Genomic DNA, 22,120 nt, shown 5'->3' on the forward strand with positions numbered 1-22,120 from the left:
TAGGCTAGGAATGTCTACCGTGGTGCGTTTGACACATTACAAAAAAATCATGCCTCTTCAAAATCATTCAAAAAACTGCGAGCTTGTAATTGGAATAGTAGCGCCAGTGGGCGTCAACCTTGACGACGTCCAAAATAGACTTGGTTCACTTTTTGAACAGTTCCAATACAAGTTGAATTTTATCCAAGTCAGCAAACTAGCGCTGTCCTACCTAGATGTTGAGGCCTCCACGGTAATCCCCCCATTTTTAAGCGCTTAACTTCCGGGGGGATTACCAGACAACGGTGCGAAATTTACGGCGACGGCGGTGATGAAGTAGCTGCGGGACCAGAATATCGGCCCTGCCTATATAAAACCAGGAAGTCCCTGGCAGAACGGTTTTGTGGAAAGCTTCAACGTCAAGTTGCGCGAAGAATGCCTGAACAGGGAATGATTCGTGACACGGCGGGAGGCAAAAGTCGTCATTGAGAAATGGCGCCAGTTTTACAATAACGAGCGACCGCATTCTGCGCTCGGCAACCGCACGCCGGCTGAAGCATGCCGGCAACGATGGCAAAATCAGACTGCTTGCCCCCGAAGGCTTACTTTGGAAATGGCTCCAAATTTCTGTAACAAGTCAAACATGCGCAGCCAAATCGAATGTATCCATGACATGCTGACCAACACTTGCTTCAGGACCTTGGTCACATTGAATCATTGTCTTACTCCGGAAAGCGCATTTTTAAAGTCTAATTGTACCCGCCGAAGGCAGGTAAATAGCCGACATCGAAATATTGATAATTTGGGTTTCTCCCGCTTGAGACGCGCGTTCTCGGCACGCAGTCTGGACAGTTCCATTTGTTCCGGCGTGACGACTTTTCTGCCAGCACCTTTGAGCTTACCTGCCGCAGTCGCCTTGCCCCAATTCCTTTACCACGGCCGTGATTGATTCGCCGGCTGTGACGCGCTTGACGGCAAGCGCCTTGAACTCAGTCGTATATGCCTGTTTCGGCATCTTTTTCATTTCCAGTCTTTCCCAAGTAACGTCAATTTTACGTCACTTTTGGCCGACGAAATTTCATGGGGATCTCACCGTGATGTCGAATCATTTTCCGCGCACTTTCTGATGGTTGAATTGTGGCTCCGTAGACCGAGCTTTTCAAATAGTGCGCGGTCCACATCGGCCTCCGGGTTACCGGTGGTCAGCAGCTTGTCGCCATAGAAAATCGAATTTGCGCCGACCAAGAAGCACATCGCCTGCACTGCTTCACCCATTTCACGGCGGCCGGCCGACAGGCGCACGCGCGCTTTCGGCATCGTGATGCGTGCAACCGCGATGGTGCGCACGAATTCCAGCGGGTCGAGCGGATCGATGCCGTGCAACGGCGTGCCTTCCACCTGCACCAGGTGGTTGATCGGCACAGATTCCGGATACGGATCGAGGTTCGCGACCTGCGCGATCAATCCGGCGCGTTGGCGGCGCGATTCACCCATGCCGACGATGCCGCCGCAGCACACCTTGATGCCGGCGTTGCGCACCTTGTCGAGCGTATCAAGGCGATTCTCATAACTGCGAGTGCTGATGATATCGCCGTAGAATTCCGGTTCAGTATCGAGATTATGGTTGTAGTAATCGAGTCCTGCGGCGGCGAGGCGCTCGGCCTGGCCGTCTTCCAACATTCCGAGCGTGGCGCACGCTTCTAGCCCAAGGTTCTTGACGCCGCGTACCATGGCCTCCACATGATCGAGGTCGCGGTCCTTCGGGCCGCGCCAGGCGGCGCCCATGCAGAAGCGCGTGGCGCCATGCTTTTGTGCTTCCCGCGCGGCGGACAGCACGGTGTCCAGTTCCAGCAGTTTTTGTGCGGTGACCCCAGTATCGTAGCGTGAGGCTTGCGGACAGTAGCCGCAATCCTCCGGACAGCCGCCGGTCTTGATCGAGAGCAGCGTTGCCAGTTCAACTTCCTGCGGATCGAAGTGTTCGCGATGTACCTGTTGCGCACGGAACACCAGATCGTTGAAGGGCAGGTTGAACAGCTCCAACACCTTGTCGACCGGCCATTGCTGTGCGGCGATGGCCCGTAGTTCGGCGGGAGTCGAAATCTGCCGGAATGTGATCGGTTGTGACGACATGAATTACTTCCTTTGCATCAAAGTGAAACGGAACTTGCGGCGCGCACTTTCGGCCAACCAGGCAATACCAAAAATCGAGATGTGCCAAGGCCACTTGGGCCAGCGGCGACGCCAGCCGCGGTATCGCGCAGGAGATACGGCGTGGCCAGGGAAACCGGCAGCAGCACATTCCCGGCGTCGGCGACGATGTCCACATCCTCGTTGTGCCAGACGCTCTCGATTAAGCGCGCGCCCGCTGCAACGGGCTCATGCCGGCGACGCGCACGCCATGTTGGACCAGTGCATACAGCATCGCGCTGGACACCAGTGTCTTGCCGATCTCGGTGTCGGTGCCGGTGCCGGTGACGAAATAACCGATGGGCGCGTTCATGCGGATGTCTCCAGTAATTAGTTGGCTTGACTGGATAACGCCGAGACAAGGAAGCCTTTCGCCTGGCAAATTATTGGCCGATGAAAACGGGCGGCCGCTTTTCAATGAAAGCACGCTGCGCTTCCTTGGAGTCTTCTGTCGCCGAGATGATCGCCGTCATGTCTTGTTCGTAACGATAGCCATCGCGCAAGCTCATATCCTCAATCGTATTCAAGGTATGTTTCGCCTTGCTGGAAGCAATGGGGCTCTTGGAAGCAATTTCTCGCGCCAATTCGATGACCATGGGTAATAGCTGATCGGGGGCGACGCATTCTTCCACAATACCAAGACGGTAAAGCTCAGACGCGGGAACGCGATAGCCGGTTAGCATCATACGGCGTAGTCGAGAGTGGTTGAAAAGCCGCATGGCGTGACGTCCGCCACCCATTAGCCCGACATTTATTTCGGGCAGCCCGAGGCATGCGGTTTCGGAAGCATATAGGATGTCGCTTGACGCAGCAATTGCAAGGCCAGCTCCTAGAGCAGGGCCATTTATGGCTGCAATCACAGGCTTTGTGCATTCTCGGATAGAGTGAAAACACTCTCGAGTCCGTCTCGAATGAGCCGGAAGATCGCCCGCCTTCTTAATGTTTTCTGCCCTGCTCTTGAGGTCCGCACCGGCACAAAATATCTTTCCTGCGCCGGTGAGAATTACGACGCGCACATCGTCACGCTCGGATATTTCGTCGAGAGCCGCCGTTAACTCGTCATTCAAGGTACGGCTGAGGGCGTTAACTGGCGGATTGTCCATCGTCAGTGTCGCGACGAATTGCTCAATATCAACCTTGAGCTGCGTGAAATTTTCCATAACTTTCCCTTACCAAAATATCATTAATTATTGACTTTTTCGAGCGATTAGCCATTTATATCGTTGGCCAGAAAAGCCGAAGCAACATCGAGGCGTCCCATGTTACGAGCTTGAAGCGGAACGGCAGGTACGTGAAGCCAACACAACGACCAGCGGCAGCTGCAACTCAGGCAAGGGCATTCCGGTCGTATCCGCATCAATGACTTCAAAACGCTGACGAGCACGACGGCATTGATTCTCGGCTTGTATGTTGTCATTAAATTTCTTACACTCCGCCCGACCGATCGATGGCCGGATGCAAGTATGTTTATGTCGGTAGGCCGCACGCCATTCTGCGCGGTCCCATTCGGATAACCCTTTTTACTAATACACTTAATTTTCGCAATCCGTATTACCACTTGAGCCGAATACAGGGGGACGTTTACTTAGAAACGCCGCTGCTCCCTCGGCGAAATCGGCAGTGGCCACGCATTGCGCGGAAAGCTCCATCTCTCTTAGTAGCTGCTGGTCATAATCGGTGTGGGCAGACTCGCGTATAGCGGTCTTTACCGCGGCTAGCGCAAAGATCGGACCGCGCGCGAGCTGGGCAGTCAGTTCGTCAACAGCACCGGAAAATTCGGAGTCGGGATAACAGCGCCAGATGAGTCCCCACTCCTCGGCTTGTCGAGCACTGAAAGTTTCACCCAGCATGGACAACCCGAGCGTCCGCGCACGTCCAATAAGCCGTGGCAGCATCCAGGTACAACCAAGATCAGGGATCAAGGCAAGCAATGGCGTGAACTTGGGCAGAAAGCGGGCAGACTCAGTAGCAACCACGATATCGGCTGCCAGCGCCAGCCCGATCCCCCCACCCACGACTGGTCCATTGACCGCAGCGACCACTGGCTTCGGACAGTGGTGGAGACTAATCATGAGCGGGTTGATAGCATCTCGCACAAACCGCAAGGAACTTTCGCTTTGCGCAGCGCGACACGCCGGATCAAAACTCGTATCAACATTGCCGAGATCAGCTCCCGAGCAAAAGGCGCTTCCAGAACCGGTCAATAACAAGGTTCGCACTTGTGCATCGGTGACAGCTAGCCGCACTGCCTCCCGCAGCTCGCGCGCCATCTGGTCATTCAATCCGTTGCGAACTTTTGGCCGATTCATCGTCAGGCGAGCAACCCCATTTTCAACGCTGTAACATATTGTCTGGAATTCCATTGATACCCTTTACTTTGCTGTTATCAGCACATTGCGGATAGACATGGTCGAACGCGCCCACCCCCGCGAGCCATGCCATCTCCCCGCGTTGTTGAATATCGTGGCAATTGATGAATCAAGCGTGGATTGGCGAGGTTTCACGAACACAAATTTGGCGAACGCTGGTCTCCCCCTCACGTACATCTATTTTCTTTCAAAAGCAGCACCTATTGGAGAATTCGCAATTTCGCAAATCTTCTCATCAAGCGCCGGCTTGGAAACGGACCGCCATCCAATCTCGACCTGGATCTGCCTTACGTCAAGTGGCGGGTGCTTTTTTCGCAGGCGATCCACTAACCAAAGCCTTACTTTTTCTTTACTTGGCCTACCAAATTCTTCCATGCCATTTTTCATCGCGTGCATCAAGCCATATTAGAGAAAGAAACTGTACTGGGAAACTCACTTCAATATCTCATTCCACTGCTCTGGCCCCGTAGCCTTATACACGGCCAATGCTACTGTCTCGACAGCCAGTGCGGTGCTCAGTGGAAGGTTCTGCTTATTCAGAATTTCAATGATCGCCTTCGCACTCTCCTCGTTTTCTGCCTCAAAATTGTAGAGGCATAAGTAGCGCTGGTGAAACGTCTTAGAAGGCGCGAGACGCAACAACTGAAACCTCTGCGCACTGAGCACCCCAGGCACCTCAAGCATGTCCGGAATATGAGTTTGGTCATACCAATCCCCACATTCATTTTCCTTGCCATTTACTGGATTGCTCAATGCAGCCAGAATAAATCTCGCCATCACTTTTCTCCTGTATAACTTAGTATGTTATATCGTCGTTTCGGTTGGAAAATTCGGAGGACGCTTTTGCAGGAAAGCTTGCATGCCCTCCCAACCCTCTGGCCCGGCAAAGCCCATAAATTCATAGGCGACCGAGGCGTCAAAAATTGGGGAAGCATTTCGCACCCAGCTGTTGAGAGAATACTTTGTCCACCTGATCGCAGCCTGTGCGCCTTCTGCTAGCTTTGTTGCGACCGCAATTGTATGACTCTCAACTTCCTCGTCATTGACTGCCATAGACACCAATCCGATGCGTTCTGCTTCAGCGCCATCCAGCTTCTCGCAGCACATGAGGTAATACTTTGCTTTGGCCATGCTTACGAGGAGCGGCCAGATGATCAAAGCATGATCGCCTGCCGCAACACCGATCTTCGTATGTCCGTCCATAAAATTCGCATCCTTTGCGGCAATTGACACGTCGGCCAATAGTGCGCAGGCGACCCCTGCACCTACAGCCCATCCGCGGATGCCGCTCACAATGGGTTTGGAGCAATTGATCATGCCGTATACAAGATCCCTGGTTTCCTTCATTGCCTGCATACGCAAGTCATAGTCCTTGGCTACCTTAAGTTCGTGCTCGAGATCGCCGCCGGCCGAAAATGACTTTCCGGTACCAGTGATAATCACGGCGTTGACACTTCGGTCGGTATCGATATCCGTCCAAATCTCTGACAACTCGCGATGCATAACAGGATCCATTACGCCGAGTTTAAGCGGCGAATTCAGGATAATACGTAGCACCTTTGGATGCGGACGATCAAACTTCAAACTTGAATAGCGTTCATAGCGGTTCGTCATAGTAAGACTTTCGAGGTTAGGTTATTGATGCCGGTGTAGCAGAACGCGTGTCAGGCACACCGTTGAAAAGTGTCGAACAAGCGGTTGACTTGCTTTGGACGCGATCCATGAGATACGCCAAGTCGGTATACTCTCCGCATGAGTCGATGCAAAGGGAACTCCATGGTGTAGCCAATTGCCCCATGTAGCTGAAGAGCACACTCAGCGACGGACTTGCCAACTGTTGTTGCAAAATGCTTGGAAGCGCACACTGCAGCTTCCCCATCAACATCTTCCGCATCGATCGCTGCAGCAGCGTATTCTATGCTCGCCACCAATGCTTCAACACTTACATGGCAGTCTGAAAGAGCATGTTTCAGCGCTTGATTTGCTCCTAGGACTTGGCCAAATTGCGTCCGTGTCAACAGGTATTCTTTAGTCATTCCGACCATGCGCCGACAGGCACCGGCGATTTCTGCTGCAGCCAGCAGGCTCGACCGCTGCTCAAAAAGTTTTACGAGACTGGTGTTGCTATCTGTATTCGCTGCGAGCACACTGCCAACGGAATTTTTAAAGATAATGTCTTGCACCGGATAATCTATCTCTACCGTGCGACGTTGCGCGCGCCCGATGTCATTGCCTACCATGTTCACTTCTACCAGGACGGTATTATTCCCTTGTTTTGCAACGGCAAATGTGCGCGTCGCCAAATCGACATATGGCACTAGCCTCGCCGAACCGCTGAGGCGACCATTTTCCATAACCAGTCGTTCGTGCCCATCGCAGTCAGAACCGGGCAGGGTAAAAAACACCTCTGAACTTGCGATTGACGGCGTGCTGCTTTGCACTCTTACCGCACTCGCAACGAGGTTTTCAAGCACCGGAAAGGGGAGACAGGCGGCGCCCGCTTCCAATGCCACGAGGCTTTGCACCAACGCCGATGCCATTGAAGAATCGTCGGCGGAAGAGGGGAAAATGCCGAGATCAACTAACGCACGCCCAACCTGCATACTGTTGATACGTCCCATTCCGTGCTGAATTTCCGCCGAGTCCTCAGCTACAAGATCGCTGAAAAGCCTACGGGCCGTCTCACCGATCATGCGGTGCTCGTCTGTGACAAATTTATACATAAACCACCTCATGACGAAAATTTCGGTATCTCGTGAATGACCACATTACAAACTAAGACTACCTTGTGCGCGGCAAGTCCAGCAGGCGCTCGGCAATGATGTCCTTTTGGATTTCTGACGTTCCCGCAAAGATAGTCTCCGCTCTCGAATGAAAATACACTGGCATAAAACGTTCGCTGCCAAGGGAATCCTCTTCCGGGAACCAGTGATCCTCTCCAAGCAGGTCAGCAATGATTCCCGTGGAGTTCTGATGAAAGTGGCTCCAGCATTGCTTAAGTATGCTTGCCTCAGAGCCCACTTTCTCCCCAGCGACAATTTTCCCCACAAAGCGTACATTGAGAGCCCGCAGCACTAACAACTGGCTGTACGCCTCAGCAATTTGTTGCCTGGCAAGATCCGACTCGTCGATATTGGGACGCCGCCTCTTGGCGATTCGATACGCGTGCTGCAGTTCATTCAGGTACCGCTGCTGCCGATACAATCTTGTTGTAGCGCGCTCAATTGCGAGAACGGCGCCAGACACAGCCCATCCCTCGCCAACAGGCCCTAATACGTTTTCCGGTGGCACCGCGACCTCGTCGAAAAACACTTCATTGAAATCCCAAGTACCGTCAAGTTGCTGCATGCCGCGCCGGGTAATGCCCGGCGAAGTCATTGGCACCGCCATTAAGGTCAATCCTTGGTAGTTCTTCTTTTCCGTTGAGGTTCGCACAAGCAGCAAACACATATCGGCATGCTGCGCATAACTTGTCCAGATCTTTTGTCCCGTGACGATCCACATGCCATCTCGCTGAACGGCACGAGTTTTGAGGGATGTGAGATCCGAACCAGCATTCGGCTCTGAGAATCCCTGACACCAGATATCGTCACATGCCGCGATACGCGGGAGCAACCGCGTTTTCTGCTCTTCAGAGCCGGCATGCAGCAGCATGCCAGCGACCAACTCGCGTCCGATTGGGTTAATGCCTTCTGGCGCAGCAACACGCCCGCTTTCTTCGCCAAAAATAAAATGTTCAGTTAACGTTTGACCATGACCGCCATACTCCTTCGGCCAATGAAGCCCTGCATATCCAGCTTCGTAGAGCTTACGTTCCCACTTACGAAGCGCCTCACCGCGCCCCGCTTCGGTTAATGGCTCGACAAAACGGCCGTTGCGCCAGTTTTCTGGCAAGTTTTTCTGGAGCCAGGAACGGAGCTCGGCACGAAATTCGCGCTGTCCTTCTGTGAGCAGAAAATTCATTGTGTTTGCCCCTTTTTTCTTCCCGATGTTCGATGGTGAGAGATCGCCGCGCCTTACACTTCAATTTATAGTCCGACACAACGGTCTATTTAATAACTAGAATAACAGGCCCTTCTGAAGGTTGTCAATGCAATTTATTTGATGAGATATACGTGGATCGATCTTATGAAGTGCACACACCAAAAGTGCCATCATGGCATCCGATTCGCACTCGCGAGTACCATACAAGTCATTCCCTGAAGTTGCCAGAACTGACCAGCCGACTGACCCGGCGGTGACACGACACCAGACGCTGCTTGATCCACTATGGGCCGAGTGCAGAATTGCAGATATGCAAGCTGAGTCAAAAAAATCCCGCTGCCGGTTGAATTTAAGCACAATCGACAGCGGGAAAAACCCTAGCGAAAAGGCGCTAGAGAGGAGACATCAGAAGAACGATTTCAACTAAATCCCTTACGCTACGTAGCGCTCCCCGCAGGCAGCCATTTCTCGTAGTTGCGCTGGCACTTCGAAGCGCTCGCCATAGATTTGAGCCATACGATCGCATTCAGCCACAAATTGCTCTGCACCGATTGTGTCAATTTGACTAATTGCGCCACCGAGCGCGGCAGGGAATCCCCATCCAAGCAATGAACCAACATCGGCGTCCTTCGGAGTCACGATGCCTTCGCTGACACACCGCGCGGCCTCGACAGATTGAACATACATGAGGCGCTTTGTCACTTCTTCCAAACTTGGTTGTACTGTGCTTGTCGGGAAGTGTTGAGCAAGGTCAGGCCAGAGTGTTCTCTTGCCGTCAGGCGTGTAGTCGTAAAACCCTTTTCCATTCTTGCGGCCAAGCCTGCCAGATTTTTCGACCATCGCAACCAAGACTGCGTCTTGTCCTTGCTCAACATATGAATCCCCTTGATCCGCACGATTTTGTTTGAGGACCTTGTATAGCAATTCGATTGAAAATTCATCGACAAGAGCAAGCGTTGGCATTGGCATTCCTGCCTGCCGGGCAGCGTTTTCGACTAAATTGGGACACACTCCTTCTTGCAGAAGGATCATCGCTTCGTATGGTAAGCGACCGAACGCTCTATTCGCATAGAACGAGTGGCAATCACCTACCAAAATTGGCGTCTTGCGCAGCAACTTTACAAAATCCATCGCATGCGCAATCGCGGCATCGCCGGTGCTTTCGCCACGGATCACTTCCACGAGCGGCATTTTTTCGACAGGTGAAAAGAAATGCAGCCCGACGAATTGATGCGGCCGTTTCGATGCGCTCGCCAGGCTCGTGATCGGTAGTGTCGAAGTATTGGAGGCAAAAATGGCATCATCCGGGAGTACCGCTTCCGCACGGCGGGTAGTTTCCGCCTTGACTTGACGATCCTCGAATACCGCCTCAATGACGATATCGCAATCAGATAACATTGAATAGTCATCCGTCGGCAATACCCTGGCCAGGATCCGGTCGCGCGTCTCCAGATCCATCCTGCCGTTAGCGACTTGTTTGCTCAGAATCTTCTCAGAATAGGACTTCCCTTTTTTTGCTGATTCAACGCTAACATCGAGGAGGACTACGTCGAGACCGGCGACAGCACTCACATGAGCCACACCGGCCCCCATCATCCCCGCGCCAAGAACGCCCACTTTGCGGAACGATCTGGTCGGAATTTCCTTGGGCCTACGAGCAAGGCGGTTGGCCTCCCCAATGGAGAAGAATTTAGTGCGAATCAGATTTTTAGTAGTCACTGAAATCGCCAGGCGCGCAAAGTGCCGCTGCTCGATTTTGAGGCCGCTATCAATGTCAACTTGACAACCGTCGTAAATACACGCCAGGATTGCTTCAGGTGCAGGGTAGATACCTTGCGTTTTAGCGAGCGTCTGACCAGCGATTCCGGCGAAGATCTGCTGTACGCCGCTTGTTTGAACGGCACCGCCTGGAAATTTGAAGGCTTTTTCGTCCCAAGGCTTTACAACGTGTAGCGCACCTTCGGCAAGCAACCACTCACGCGCACGCTCCCGCAATGTGGTTGCCGGCACAATCTCGTCGACGAGTCCAGCTTTTAGCGCTGCCTGTGGATTGAGCCTACGACCTTCTGTCAGAAAGGGCAGTGCATGCTTTATCCCAATCATTCGTGGAAGTCGTTGTGTGCCCCCGGCCGCAGGTAGCAGTCCAAGGGTAACCTCAGGCAGACCAAGTTCAATTTTTGGATTGTCCGCTACGATGCGGCGATGGCAGGCCAGACAGATCTCTAATCCCCCGCCCAGTGCGCTGCCATTGATGGCCGCAACAAAGGGCTTTGGGGAGCGCTCCAATGTTCGCAGGGTCGCGCTCAGCCTATGGGTAATAGACATAGACTCTTCGGCAGTCTTAATATTAAGGATTAACTGCAAGTCCCCGCCTGCCACAAATTCGCGACGGTCAGAGGTAATAATTATGCCCTTGACGCGCTCGTCCGCAATTGCCCGCTCCACAGCAACGCCAAATGCCTCTGCCGATACCTGATTAATAACATTCATCGGGCGATCGGTGACGTTCCAGGTAAGCGTCGCGATACCGTCGTCTACGCAGTATTCGATCATTCCAATATTCTCCAGTTGTCCAAATTCAAAGGTTTTCACAGAAAGTGTTTCAAACACGCTCAATCACCATGACCGACCCCATGCCACCCCCAACACACATTGTGACGACACCGATGCTTTGATCCCGTCGCTCGAGCTCGTCGAGCAGAGTGCCGATAAGCATGCCGCCGGTTGCACCAAGCGGATGGCCGAAGGCGATGGCACCGCCATTGACATTTACTTTAGAGTGCGGGACGTCGAGCGCGTCCATGAAGCGTAGAACCACTGCTGCAAAAGCCTCGTTGCACTCATAAAGGTCCACATCAGTTGCATTGAGGCCGGCTCGACGCAAGGCCGCTTGGGCAGCGGCTGCCGGGCCGGTAAGCATGATGGTTGGCTCCGACCCTACCGTGCCGAATGAACGAATCCGTGCGCGCGGCTTCATCCCCTGTGCTTTGCCTGCAGCCGCACTACCGATCAGCACCGCAGATGCACCATCTACAATACCTGATGAGTTGCCCGCGTGATGAACATGATTCACTCCCGCAAGCTCTGGATAGCGATGCAGTGCAACCGCATCAAATCCCAGCGTTTCACCTTGCGAAGTGAAAGACGGCTCCAGCATCGCCAGACTGTCAACCGTCGTATCCGGCCGCATGTGTTCGTCGCGTTCGAGAATGATCAGACCGTTGCAGTCACGCACTGGCACTATGGATTTAAAATATCCTTCACGCCAGGCATGTGCTGCACGTCGTTGGCTTTCGGCTGCATACACGTCGACTTCCTGACGGCCGTATCCCCATTTTGTCGCGATCAGGTCGGCTGCGACGCCTTGCGGGATAATGCGATGTGGAATGGTAATTTGCGGATCAGTCACCCAAGGTGCACCGGCAGAGAACATCGGCACGCGAGACATGCTCTCAACACCGCCGGCAACGATCAGCTCGGCTTGTCCTGATTTCACCATCGCTGCTGCGAAATTGCATGCTTCAAGGCCGGATCCACAAAAACGATTTACCTGAATGCCTGGCACAGAGGGATCGAAGCCGGACGCGAAAACTGCGGCTTTAGCGACGTTTGCAGCTTGCTCGTTAATCGTCTCAACGCAACCGAGGATCACATCGTTGACCATGCGGGTGTCTAGATTGCTTCGCTCGCGTAGTTCGCGCAACGTCGTTGCTGCCAAGCGTGCTGGAGCAACTTCGTGGAGTGCTCCGGAAATGCGGCCTCGACCGCGTGGGGTCCGTACAGCATCAAATATGTACGCTTCAGTCATCACGCCTCTTTCATGAATATTGATTGAAATTCCAGTTTCTTTTAACACGCGAAAAACCGTGCAATCCGAACCACGTTAATAATACCGTCTTGTCGGTCTTTAATAAAAAATTATAGCGTTCCAGATTTTTTCAACAGAGGCTATTTCTCCGGCGCGAATTTCAGAAAGGTCAACGCCGCTTGGGGTATTTTCCTGTGCACAATCATTGCTAGAATGCGTTGTCGCCTTGTTTGCCGTAATAAATACTACTTGGGTAATCTTTGACTAGCGGATTTGTTTGAATCTAGGCCACTTATCGTGCATTAACCCCGACACCACGTCGCTCTTTCACGAATCCATGCAAGAAAAGGTTTGTCACCTTATCGTAGAAATCGTCGGGAGATATCTTTCCTGAACTCCGATACCAGAGTTCAACCCAATTCATCATGCCGATTAACAGTAGCGAATGCGCTCGATACTCGCTTTGCTCGTAACTGCTATCAACCTTTTGCAATACCGTACTAACGCGATCTAGAATGTCTCGTTCCAGTTTAACGATCTTGCTTTTTTGTTCGGACGTTAGATATCTTCGGTCATGCAACGCGACGACATGTCGCGCGCGCGAAGCCTTCGATCGCTCCAAGTACAATGCAATGCACGTACGAAAATATTGGTTAATATCGGTTTCGTTAGTGCCCAAATCCGGTTGATATTCTTCGAACAAGGTAACTATTCTCAATAGATGCTGGCTAAGTATCTCGTACAAAACATCTTCTTTTTTTTCAAAATAATGATAAAGCATCGATTTTGAGACGTTGCATGCCTTGGCAATATCCTGCATCTTACAACCGGAATAACCTTGATCAGCAAATAGCGCTGCTGCGACACTTAGGATGCCATTCTTTTTTTCTTCATAGTCATCAGCGCGAATTCTTGACATTAGAACTTGATACCTTTAAATAAACAAAGTGTTGAATTGCATCCAACAGACGGTTCAACATGCAGCGAAGCCGCCATCGACGCTTAACGCCGCCCCCGTAACAAACGAAGCCGCGTCAGAGCAAAGCCATAGCACCGAATCGGCGATCTCATCAGGTGTTCCCAGGCGGCGGATCGCTGCCCTACGACTGGCGACCGTGGCGGACTTGTTTGCGTTAGTTCCATTGCCTTCAATCATTGGCGTGTCGACAAAGCCTGGACAGATTGCATTGATTCGAATTCCATCTCGCCCATAGTCTAATGCCGCGGCCTTTGTCAAACCAATCACACCATGTTTTGACGCACAGTAGGCTGCTGCTCCCTGAGCGCCAACTAAACCCATCACCGAAGCAGTATTGACGATCGCCCCTCCCTGCGCTTTCATTACCGCTACCTCACACTTCAAGCAATTGAACACACCGGTGAGATTTACATTGAGTACCTTGTGCCAAACGTCCTCGCTACAGCTTCCCACCGGGCAAAGTGGAGCGATAATACCGGCATTGTTGAAGGCAAAGTCCAGTCGACCAAAATGCGATATAGCCTTGTCCACCAGAGCCTGACAAGCGTCCATTCGACTTACATCGGCATGCACAAATAATGCTTGCCCCCCTAAAGACAAGGCCTCCTCAGCGACCTTCTTGCCGGCGACTTCGGCGACGTCAGCAACAATCACCTGCGCGCCACTACTGGCAAACTTGAGAGCTGCGGCCCGGCCGATTCCGGATGAACCTCCGGTTACCAGGACTACCTTTCCGTAAAAATCGTGCTTTACATTAGTCATAATGCAATAGTTCTTTCATATCCCTCAGAACATCATTTCCCCAGCACGTGTGTGCATAGAGAAGTTACGCTTTCCGACTATCGAGAAAACCCTTAAGCCTTTCCTTATGCCCGTCGGTGCTCAACATATAGCACTGTAGGTAAAGCTCATATGAGGTGCATGTAGCGTAGTCCGCCGACTCGCCTCGAAGCAGTATCTGCTTTGTCGCAGCTACAGCTCGCCTGGGCCCGGCAGCGATAATACTGCGGGCTAAAGCGACCGCAGTATCCAGAACCTCTGCACGAGGCACCACATCGACAAACAATCCGTCCGCCCTTCCCTCATGGGCATTGATCGTGGCGCCAGTCAACAGAATTTGCTTCGCGCGCGCGGTACCAACAATGCGGGGGAGTAGATATGCGCATCCCATGTCCGCAGCAGCAGCACCGAGACGGCCAAATGGGAAAGAGTACGAGCCTTCCTCCGCTGCCACCACCAAATCGCACGCCAGCGCCAATGCTGCACCACCGCCGATCGCTGCACCGTTGAGCGCACAGATTACTGGCAGATCGTGCTCCCGAATGCGTTGGACGGCACGGAAGGTTTGTCGGATCGCCCGCAACTGCTCTTCCATATCCACGCCATCTACTTTCATGATCTCGCCGATTTTTCCGCCTGCGCAGAAAACTTTCCCAACGCCACTGATCACGATCGCGGACACAGAATCGTCCCGTTCTATCTCGTCTAGCGCTGATAAGAGGGCGCCACCAAAAGTAAAACCTTGCGCGTTCGCGGCACGTGGCCGATTGAACAACAGGATTGCCACCCCGTCCCGACGTTCTATCAAAATCTCCGGTGCATCGTTGTCATGAATCGCATCAATCATAAAATCTCCCTGAAATTGTGTGCAGCGCTTAGTTACAGCATTGTGTGGTCGACATATATCTACATCCAGTATGGAACGTCGTCCCAACGCTTTGCAATTTCATCGAGCATAATCTCAGTTGCACCACCGCCGATCGAGCATAGACGAGCATCGCGCGCCATGCGCTCAATTTTCCCCTCGCGCAGATAGCCAAATCCACCGTGGAACTGCAGGCATGTGTACATTACCTCATTGACCAACTCGCCCCAGTAGGCCTTGCACATGGACACTTCCCGAACCGCCTGCTCACCCTTCGCAAGTAGCGATGCAGCATGATAGACAAGCTGCCTGCCTGCCTCGGCGCGCGCATGTAACATCGCCAGGCGATGGCTAATTGTTTGCCGTTCGATCAGCGGCAAGCCAAAGGTCTTCCGTTCGCGCACGTAGTCGATCGTCATCTTAAGGGCCGTCATCGCCTCGCCGACGTTGGATGCAGTAAGCACGAGGCGCTCGTTTTGGAAGTTCTTCATGACGGCATAGAAGCCTTTTCCCTCAACGCCCAATAGATTTTCATGAGGAATCACACAGTCCTCAAAAATCAGCTCCGCCGTGTCGTTGGAGTGATAGCCCATCTTTTCGAGTTGCTGGCCGACACGGAATCCGGGGGTTCCCTTTTCGACGATGAACATGCTGATTCCGTTGGCACCTTTTGCAGTGGAGTCGGTACGCGCCGCAACGAAATAGACGTCGGCATTGACGCCATTGGAGATATAGAATTTGGAGCCGTTGAGCACCCAGCCGCGCTCGCTACGTACAGCCCGCGTACGAATTGCGCCGACATCGGATCCGGCATCGGCCTCACTGACTGCAATCGCCGTAAGAATTTCCCCCGTGACTATCCCGGGCATGTACTTTTCAAGCTGGGCTTCGGTACCTGCATGCAGCAGGTGAGGCGCTGCCATTATGGAATGGATTGTAGCCACACCAGTCACTCCCGCAAAGGTCGATCGGCCCAGTTCCTCGGCTAGCACCACCCAGCCAAGGACATTCATATCGGCGCCGCCAAATCGCTCTGGCACACGAATCCCAAAAAATCCTAGTTCACCCATCTTCCTGATGACCTCACGCGGCACCATTCGTGCTTTTTCCCATTCATCAGCGTAAGGCTTAATCTCGCTCTCAACAAAGCGCCGTACGAGTCGGCGCAGTTGCTCATGTTCTTCATTGAAATATTGAATGCTCATAAAATTCTTTCCATATTAATTAGTAACAGCCAGAGGCCGGTCAGCATGCAGCCCGCCCCCCCGTTTGCCTCTACAATCAACTTCCGCGGCCATGTTCTTCCCGATAGAGCCGGCAAGACTCTGCCATTTCACCGAATACCGTTGGGTCCTCTACCGAGTTAAGGTCTCCGGGCGCTTCTCCCAGCCAGGCTTGGCGCGCGAGCCGCCGAATTACCTTACCATTACGCGTTTTCACAATCCGCTGCACTGGCACCACGGCATGGGGTCGAAATGTCGGCCCCATTGCTGCCCGCAGCAATGTGGTCACCTGCTGGTCCAGTCCGTCCGGATATTCCTGATCACTGCCCCGCACTACCAGTACCACCATGGCCTCGCCACTACGAGCGTCTGGCACACCAAACACCACCGCCTCAGTAATGCATTTTCCATCGGCGACGATGCCTTCCACTTCGGAAGGGCCGACCCGTTTCCCAGAGATTTTCATCACGTCATCGGAACGGCCAAGCAAAAGATACTGCCCGTCCTCTTCTGCAACTGCCAAATCTCCATGCACCCATAAGCCGGGCATGCGCGACCAGTAAGTTTCGAGGTAGCGCTCAGTATCGCGCCAGAAGCCGCGTGTCATCCCGACGAAGGGCTGTGCGATCGCCAGCTCTCCTGGTGCTCCATGCACTGTTTGGCCGGTGGAATCGACAACGCAGGCGCTCACGCCGGGAGCCGTGCTGTTGAAGCGCGAAGGTGCAATCGGTCGGACGACTACATTGGTGAGGATTGCGCCGGAAACTTCGGTGCCGCCGGTATAATTAATGATAGGCAGATTTCCCGAACCGAAACGCTGGAAATACCAACGATGGGAATCGGCGTCCATCACTTCACCGCCGGTCATCAGCACCCGCAAATCGCTCGCATTTGGTGCCAGTGCGACGTTCTCATCGGCCGCCATGGCGCGCACTGAGGTGGGGGAACTACCGAAATGTGTAACGCGATGGCGCGCAGCGATGTCGCGCAAGCGCCCGATATCGGGCACGTCCGGTGATCCATCGTAAATCACATAACTACCTTTGAGCATCAACGTTGAGCAAATCGAGAACGGACCGACCATCCAGCCCATATCGCTCATCCAGAAGTAGCGATCGCCAGCTTTGAAATCAAACAGGTAGGCGACGTCCTGTGCCACTCTTAATGGAAATCCACCATGCACGTGAACCGCGCCTTTCGGTTTTCCTGTGGTGCCGGAGGTATAGATCACCATGAACGGATCGTTTGCAGCGGTAGGCGCAGCCGTAGCGACATCTCCATTGTTCTCGATGATATGCCAATCGTAGAAAGGGAACGGTACTACCGCGTCACCTTCGCGGCGCACCATGACCACTTTTTCGAGCGACAATATGCGCTCTTGCACGGCACTAACCAATTTGGCGAGAGATACATATCGGCCACGGCGCAGGAATCCGTCCGCGGTAACCAGACAGATCACTTCTGCATCCATAAGACGGCTCACGATGGCATCCACTCCGTAACCACTGTACAGAGGTACCGCGATTGCGCCGATGTAACAGATGGCGAGGAAGGAGATCACTGCTTCGGGAATATTCGGAAACAGCAGGCCGACACGGTCTCCTGGTTTCACTCCCAGCTTTAGCAAGCCGGCAGCGAATTGGCGCGTACGCTTCTCCAGCTCGACGTAGCTCATATTTCCGCAGCGTCCGTCCTCGCTTTCCCAGCTTAGCGCAACCCGTTCCGGGCAATCAGCCGGGGGCCGCACGCAGGCAGCGGCGAAATTAAAGCCAGCACCAGGGAAAAATTTTGCCCATGGCTTACCCTCTGAGACATCCAGGAACTGCTCCGCAGGCGGATCAAATTGAATGCCAAGATGCTCCAAAGTTGCTTCCCAGTACTTCTCTGGAGAGTCAACTGATAGCTTGAGAAACACATCGTAAGATGGTGTTCCCAAGCGGCGCATCAAAGTCACGAGGTTCGAGATCGTCAGCCACGTTTCGTCAGGATGCCATATATCAGAAGCCGAATTACGCATGTACCATGTCCTCATCTAAGGCAAATCAGCCCGCCGTTCTCGCTACGCTCAACGTCCTGTCCAACGCGGCGCACGCTTTTCCGCAAACGCCCGCGCGCCTTCCTGTGCATCGTCGCTTGCATACGCCGGGCGGTAAATCTGCCAAGCCATTTCCAATCCGGTATCGCATCCCACGCTCATCGCCGTAAGAATCGAGCGCTTTCCGGCCTCCACCGATAGCGGTGCATTGGCGCGAATCTGTTGTGCTAGCTGGAGCGCGCGTTGTCGTACTGCTTCCGGAGTTTCCTCAAGGTAGTTGATGAATCCGATGTCGTGAAAACGCTCAATAGGCATAAGTTCCGCCGTCAACGTCATCTCCATCAGCAGTGGCTGAGGCATCATCCACAGAAGCGGCATGGCCCAAGGTGATCCGCGTCCAATCTTTGATTCAGTTATGCCGACACGAGAACCAGACAGGCCCACGCGCATATCGCAGTTCAAGCTCATCAGCATACCGCCCGCCATGAGATGCCCTGTCATCGCGGCGATAATAGGCACCTTTACTCGACGCATGCGGTAATGAAAAGGATCTTTCATAAAAGTAAGAATATCCTTGCCAGTGTCACGTTTCAGCGCGGCGGCCTGCTTTAAATCCATTCCCGCGCAAAATGTTCCGCAATCACTTGAGGTGAGAATCACCACGCGTACGCTGGGGTCCTGATCAATCTTTTCCCACGCTTCGTACAAGCCATTACACGCTTCGACGGAGAGTGAATTTCGTTGCCCCGGTCGATCGATTGTCACCGTGGCGATTCCATCGTCAATACGGATTAGGATCGGGTTCTCGCTTATAGTCATCTCATTCATCAACTTCTCCAACTGATTAGCTGTTAGGTCGTCATATCAATTCAGCGATGTTTGCTGCATCGCCGACCGCAATGGTGCCCGTTTCGGCCTGCCAGCATGCATCAGCTTGCCGGTCAGACTCCTGCCGAACATGCGCTCGGCCAGCAGCGCTGCCTCAATCAACCGATCGAGATCCACACCAGTCGAAATGCCCATTTCTTCGCACATGAACACCATGTCTTCTGTACAGATATTCCCTGCGCCATGTGAATTCGCATGGTTTGCAAATGGGCATCCTCCCAGTCCGGCCACGGAACTGTCAAACAGATCTACTCCCATTTGAAGCGCGGCGAAGAAATTGGCTGCACCAATGCCTCGCGTGTCATGCAGGTGCAAACCCAGCTTCGCCTCCGGATACGCCTCTCGCACGGCGCCGACGCGCCGCTTGATTTCTTCCGGATTCGCCCAGCCGACAGTATCGGCAAGCATGATCCGCGGAAGCGGAAAGCCATGCTCCAAAGACAGGTCAACGATAAACCTGACGGAATCCATCATTACCGAAAGGGGCACTTCGCCCTGAAGATTACAGCCGAAGGCTGTCACGATATAGGCAGACTCGATCGGTTTTCCGGCGTCCTGGTAGAGTTGCACCCATTGTCTTTGGCGTTGCTGCATATTCGCCACACTGCAATTATTGTTGCGTTGGCTCAGCGCGTCGGTCGTGTATAGCATTAGGAAGGCACTAATATCGACGTTCTGAGTTGACATTGCACGCCGAAAGCCGGCTTCATTCAGCCACAATGCGGTATAGCGAACGTCTTTACGAGGCGTGATTCCTGCAAACAGTTGATCGATATCAGCCATCGACGGCACTGCCTTCGGATTGACAAAGGAGCCGACCTGAATCTGTGATAGCCCGGTTTCCCCCAGAGCGTTGACCAGCTCAATTCGTTCAGATAGCGGAAATATCTGTTTTTCGATCTGCAGACCTTCGCGAGGTCCCTCCTCGTGAAATATGACTGCGCGCGGTATGTCACTCATGTATATTCTCCCGTTCGTTAACTCGTGTAGGCGTTTACATACCAATTCAAAAATTAATTTGACTGCTCGATCTCAACAATCAATTGGTGACGTTCCACCATATCTCCGTTTGCACACACAACTGCGCTTACTGTTCCGCTGCACGGCGCATGTATTGATAACTCCATCTTCATTGATTCCAGAATAACCAACACATCGTTTTCCGCCACCACGCCTCCTGGCTTCACAATCACTTTGGACACCATGCCCATCATTGGCGCTCTTACTTGGCCGTTAGATGCGCCGGCTGTGGCATCCAAGGACAGCGATGGAACTACTGAAAACGCGCATTTGCCAAACGGCCCTTGAAGATGCACCTTGTCATTCGACACGCTCGCTGCAACGGTGAATACGCGCTGCTGGAGCGTGAACTGGTAACGGCCTGGTGATTGAGACCTCACACTTACTGCCAATGTCTGATCATCAATGAGCAACATCAGGCCTTCGGCTGTCATTTGTCCTACTGTGACTGGCCAAATACGGCGATCGTCGGCAACCAAAGAGAACGCTGGCAGACCCGGGAAGTGCTCAGTACCATCCGTGTAATTCCATCCGAGGAAATCTTCGTGCCCCGCCCAGAGACCGGTGTTATCAGATGAATCAGCATCATTCCAGCATGACAAAGCCAACAATGCAGCCATAGCCACCACGTCTCGCTCGCTATGTGCGGAAGCGATCAGTGTCAAGTCCCGGTCAATAAAACGATTATCAGCCGTTCCCGCCCTTACGACCGGATGCTCAAGTAGTTTGGCAAGAAAGCCTAGATTGGTCTCGACGCCGAACACTACCGTGCGATTTACCGCGTCGAGGAGAGAATCTAGCGCCTGCGCCCGTGTTCCCCGATGGGCAATGAGCTTAGCGACCATAGGGTCGTAATAGGGCGTGATTTCGGAGCCGCTCTCCACGCCCGTCTCTACTCGGACCTCGCCCCATGGAAAGTCAACGTATTGCAAGCGCCCAGTGGATGGAATGAAGCCAGCCGCCGAATCCTCTGCATAGACCCGGGCTTGAATTGCATGCCCGCTGAGAGATATCTGATGCTGCGATTTTGGCAATGCGGCTGCGTTCGCAATCGCAATTTGCAACTCCACCAGATCCACGCCAGTGACCTCTTCAGTCACTGTATGCTCCACTTGCAAGCGCGGATTGCATTCCAAGAAGTAGTAACGATCTTCACACACCAGGAATTCAATGGTTCCCAGGCTACGATAGTTCACACTTTCACCGAGTTTTACAGCATCTGCGATAATTTGCTCGCGCAGAAACGCCGATAGATTCACGGCCGGCGCTTCTTCAATTATTTTCTGGAAACGACGTTGCAGCGAACATTCTCGTTCGAACAAGTGAATCACAGAGCCTTTCCCGTCGCCGGCAATCTGCACTTCCAGATGTCTTGCGTTTTCGATAAACTCTTCAACAATCAAGTCTGGACGCCCAAACGACGACTGCGCCTCGCGCATCGCTGACTCAATGGTTTCGAGCAAACCTTCTTGACTTCGAACCACTCGTACGCCCCGCCCACCGCCGCCTGCTGCGGCTTTCAGAACAACGGGAAGACGCATTTCGGCGCGGATTAGCCGATCGATCTTTTCGGCGTTGTTATAGCTACCCTCGCTGCCACCAATGACTGGCACATTAGCTTGGCGTGCTTCATGTTTTGCCGCCCACTTGTCGGCAAAACGTCGCAAGATATCCGGACGTGGCCCGATAAAGATCAGCCCATGCGCTTCTACTGCTTCGGCAAAAACTGGGTCTTCTGAAAGAAAGCCAATGCCAGGATGAATCGCATTTGCGCCAACTTTTTCAGCCGCGCGTAGAATCGCCTCAATGTTTAGATAACTCTGCGCTGCAGGTGCAGCTCCAATAGCGACCGATTCGCCGATTTCACGTACATGAAGAGAGTCTTTGTCCGCGTCCGAATGGACTGTGGCGACTGGCAAACCCATGCGCCGACAGGTCCGCGCAATGCGACAAGCGATTTCCCCACGATTGGCAATTAGTATTTTCTTGATCACATCAACGCT

At 53.1% G+C, this 22,120-nt stretch carries 19 protein-coding genes and 2 pseudogenes; 1 reads left to right on the plus strand and 20 read right to left on the minus strand.

Going from position 1 to position 22,120, the window contains the following annotated elements; translation table 11 throughout:
• Positions 1-277: 277 nt before the first annotated feature.
• A pseudogene (locus D3878_RS14580) lies at positions 278-586 on the plus strand (transposase); the annotation flags it as partial.
• A gap of 203 nt (positions 587-789) precedes the next feature.
• Here the strand turns inward: D3878_RS14580 and D3878_RS24365 are convergent.
• The 20 genes and pseudogenes from D3878_RS24365 to D3878_RS14670 form a co-directional block, all read right to left on the minus strand.
• Positions 790-1,003, minus strand: a pseudogene (locus D3878_RS24365) (transposase); the annotation flags it as partial.
• Positions 1,004-1,068: 65 nt separating this feature from the next.
• Entirely contained in the window at positions 1,069-2,109 is a 1,041-nt protein-coding gene (gene bioB / locus D3878_RS14585; protein ID WP_119786152.1) for a biotin synthase BioB, read from the minus strand.
• A 220-nt stretch (positions 2,110-2,329) separates the two neighbouring features.
• Positions 2,330-2,479, minus strand: coding sequence for an AAA family ATPase (locus tag D3878_RS24715; protein WP_158592273.1), 150 nt, complete (start codon positions 2,477-2,479; stop codon positions 2,330-2,332).
• Positions 2,480-2,549: 70 nt separating this feature from the next.
• Positions 2,550-3,326 carry an enoyl-CoA hydratase/isomerase family protein gene (locus tag D3878_RS14590; protein WP_119786153.1) on the minus strand — a complete coding sequence of 259 codons (777 nt, stop codon included), beginning with the start codon at positions 3,324-3,326 and terminating at the stop codon, positions 2,550-2,552.
• A gap of 372 nt (positions 3,327-3,698) precedes the next feature.
• Positions 3,699-4,529 (minus strand): enoyl-CoA hydratase-related protein, encoded by an 831-nt coding sequence (locus tag D3878_RS14595; protein WP_119786154.1) that lies wholly within the window; start codon positions 4,527-4,529, stop codon positions 3,699-3,701.
• A gap of 183 nt (positions 4,530-4,712) precedes the next feature.
• Positions 4,713-4,910 carry a hypothetical protein gene (locus tag D3878_RS14600; RefSeq protein WP_119786155.1) on the minus strand — a complete coding sequence of 66 codons (198 nt, stop codon included), beginning with the start codon at positions 4,908-4,910 and terminating at the stop codon, positions 4,713-4,715.
• Positions 4,911-4,967: 57 nt separating this feature from the next.
• A complete protein-coding gene (locus D3878_RS14605) occupies positions 4,968-5,312 on the minus strand; it encodes a DUF4286 family protein (RefSeq protein ID WP_119786156.1) in 345 nt (114 codons plus the stop codon).
• A 27-nt stretch (positions 5,313-5,339) separates the two neighbouring features.
• On the minus strand, positions 5,340-6,149 hold the full coding sequence (locus D3878_RS14610) for an enoyl-CoA hydratase/isomerase family protein (RefSeq protein WP_119786157.1): 810 nt from the start codon (positions 6,147-6,149) through the stop codon (positions 5,340-5,342).
• Positions 6,150-6,199: 50 nt separating this feature from the next.
• Positions 6,200-7,258 (minus strand): acyl-CoA dehydrogenase family protein, encoded by a 1,059-nt coding sequence (locus tag D3878_RS14615; RefSeq protein WP_158592274.1) that lies wholly within the window; start codon positions 7,256-7,258, stop codon positions 6,200-6,202.
• A 58-nt stretch (positions 7,259-7,316) separates the two neighbouring features.
• Positions 7,317-8,498: an acyl-CoA dehydrogenase family protein gene (locus tag D3878_RS14620; RefSeq protein WP_119786159.1), complete on the minus strand. Its 1,182-nt coding sequence runs from the start codon at positions 8,496-8,498 to the stop codon at positions 7,317-7,319.
• A gap of 453 nt (positions 8,499-8,951) precedes the next feature.
• Entirely contained in the window at positions 8,952-11,072 is a 2,121-nt protein-coding gene (locus tag D3878_RS14625; RefSeq protein ID WP_119786160.1) for a 3-hydroxyacyl-CoA dehydrogenase NAD-binding domain-containing protein, read from the minus strand.
• Positions 11,073-11,121: 49 nt separating this feature from the next.
• Positions 11,122-12,327, minus strand: a complete 1,206-nt coding sequence (locus D3878_RS14630) for an acetyl-CoA C-acetyltransferase (RefSeq protein WP_119786161.1) — start codon at positions 12,325-12,327, stop codon at positions 11,122-11,124.
• 292 nt (positions 12,328-12,619) lie between these two features.
• Positions 12,620-13,246, minus strand: a complete 627-nt coding sequence (locus D3878_RS14635) for a TetR/AcrR family transcriptional regulator (protein WP_119786162.1) — start codon at positions 13,244-13,246, stop codon at positions 12,620-12,622.
• A gap of 54 nt (positions 13,247-13,300) precedes the next feature.
• Positions 13,301-14,068, minus strand: a complete 768-nt coding sequence (locus D3878_RS14640) for an SDR family NAD(P)-dependent oxidoreductase (RefSeq protein ID WP_119786163.1) — start codon at positions 14,066-14,068, stop codon at positions 13,301-13,303.
• Between the two features lie 64 nt (positions 14,069-14,132).
• A complete protein-coding gene (locus D3878_RS14645; protein ID WP_119786164.1) occupies positions 14,133-14,933 on the minus strand; it encodes an enoyl-CoA hydratase/isomerase family protein in 801 nt (266 codons plus the stop codon).
• A 59-nt stretch (positions 14,934-14,992) separates the two neighbouring features.
• Positions 14,993-16,156 (minus strand): acyl-CoA dehydrogenase family protein, encoded by a 1,164-nt coding sequence (locus D3878_RS14650; RefSeq protein WP_119786165.1) that lies wholly within the window; start codon positions 16,154-16,156, stop codon positions 14,993-14,995.
• A gap of 76 nt (positions 16,157-16,232) precedes the next feature.
• Positions 16,233-18,191 (minus strand): AMP-binding protein, encoded by a 1,959-nt coding sequence (locus D3878_RS14655; RefSeq protein ID WP_158592275.1) that lies wholly within the window; start codon positions 18,189-18,191, stop codon positions 16,233-16,235.
• A gap of 48 nt (positions 18,192-18,239) precedes the next feature.
• A complete protein-coding gene (locus D3878_RS14660) occupies positions 18,240-19,028 on the minus strand; it encodes an enoyl-CoA hydratase/isomerase family protein (RefSeq protein WP_119787915.1) in 789 nt (262 codons plus the stop codon).
• 45 nt (positions 19,029-19,073) lie between these two features.
• Positions 19,074-20,057, minus strand: a complete 984-nt coding sequence (locus D3878_RS14665; protein WP_119786167.1) for a hydroxymethylglutaryl-CoA lyase — start codon at positions 20,055-20,057, stop codon at positions 19,074-19,076.
• A gap of 53 nt (positions 20,058-20,110) precedes the next feature.
• Positions 20,111-22,111 (minus strand): ATP-binding protein, encoded by a 2,001-nt coding sequence (locus D3878_RS14670; RefSeq protein ID WP_119786168.1) that lies wholly within the window; start codon positions 22,109-22,111, stop codon positions 20,111-20,113.
• Positions 22,112-22,120: the final 9 nt, after the last annotated feature.

This window comes from Noviherbaspirillum sedimenti (genome assembly GCF_003590835.1).
In the GTDB taxonomy this organism is placed as follows: Bacteria; Pseudomonadota; Gammaproteobacteria; order Burkholderiales; family Burkholderiaceae_D; genus Paucimonas; species Paucimonas sedimenti.

Coding starts and splice junctions, on each gene's coding strand:
- bioB (WP_119786152.1), bottom strand. CDS start 2,109: ATGTCGTCACAACCGATCACATTCCGGCAGATTTCGACTCCCGCCGAA.
- D3878_RS24715 (WP_158592273.1), bottom strand. CDS start 2,479: ATGAACGCGCCCATCGGTTATTTCGTCACCGGCACCGGCACCGACACC.
- D3878_RS14590 (WP_119786153.1), bottom strand. CDS start 3,326: ATGGAAAATTTCACGCAGCTCAAGGTTGATATTGAGCAATTCGTCGCG.
- D3878_RS14595 (WP_119786154.1), bottom strand. CDS start 4,529: ATGGAATTCCAGACAATATGTTACAGCGTTGAAAATGGGGTTGCTCGC.
- D3878_RS14600 (WP_119786155.1), bottom strand. CDS start 4,910: ATGGAAGAATTTGGTAGGCCAAGTAAAGAAAAAGTAAGGCTTTGGTTA.
- D3878_RS14605 (WP_119786156.1), bottom strand. CDS start 5,312: ATGGCGAGATTTATTCTGGCTGCATTGAGCAATCCAGTAAATGGCAAG.
- D3878_RS14610 (WP_119786157.1), bottom strand. CDS start 6,149: ATGACGAACCGCTATGAACGCTATTCAAGTTTGAAGTTTGATCGTCCG.
- D3878_RS14615 (WP_158592274.1), bottom strand. CDS start 7,258: ATGTATAAATTTGTCACAGACGAGCACCGCATGATCGGTGAGACGGCC.
- D3878_RS14620 (WP_119786159.1), bottom strand. CDS start 8,498: ATGAATTTTCTGCTCACAGAAGGACAGCGCGAATTTCGTGCCGAGCTC.
- D3878_RS14625 (WP_119786160.1), bottom strand. CDS start 11,072: ATGATCGAATACTGCGTAGACGACGGTATCGCGACGCTTACCTGGAAC.
- D3878_RS14630 (WP_119786161.1), bottom strand. CDS start 12,327: ATGACTGAAGCGTACATATTTGATGCTGTACGGACCCCACGCGGTCGA.
- D3878_RS14635 (WP_119786162.1), bottom strand. CDS start 13,246: ATGTCAAGAATTCGCGCTGATGACTATGAAGAAAAAAAGAATGGCATC.
- D3878_RS14640 (WP_119786163.1), bottom strand. CDS start 14,068: ATGACTAATGTAAAGCACGATTTTTACGGAAAGGTAGTCCTGGTAACC.
- D3878_RS14645 (WP_119786164.1), bottom strand. CDS start 14,933: ATGATTGATGCGATTCATGACAACGATGCACCGGAGATTTTGATAGAA.
- D3878_RS14650 (WP_119786165.1), bottom strand. CDS start 16,156: ATGAGCATTCAATATTTCAATGAAGAACATGAGCAACTGCGCCGACTC.
- D3878_RS14655 (WP_158592275.1), bottom strand. CDS start 18,191: ATGCGTAATTCGGCTTCTGATATATGGCATCCTGACGAAACGTGGCTG.
- D3878_RS14660 (WP_119787915.1), bottom strand. CDS start 19,028: ATGACTATAAGCGAGAACCCGATCCTAATCCGTATTGACGATGGAATC.
- D3878_RS14665 (WP_119786167.1), bottom strand. CDS start 20,057: ATGAGTGACATACCGCGCGCAGTCATATTTCACGAGGAGGGACCTCGC.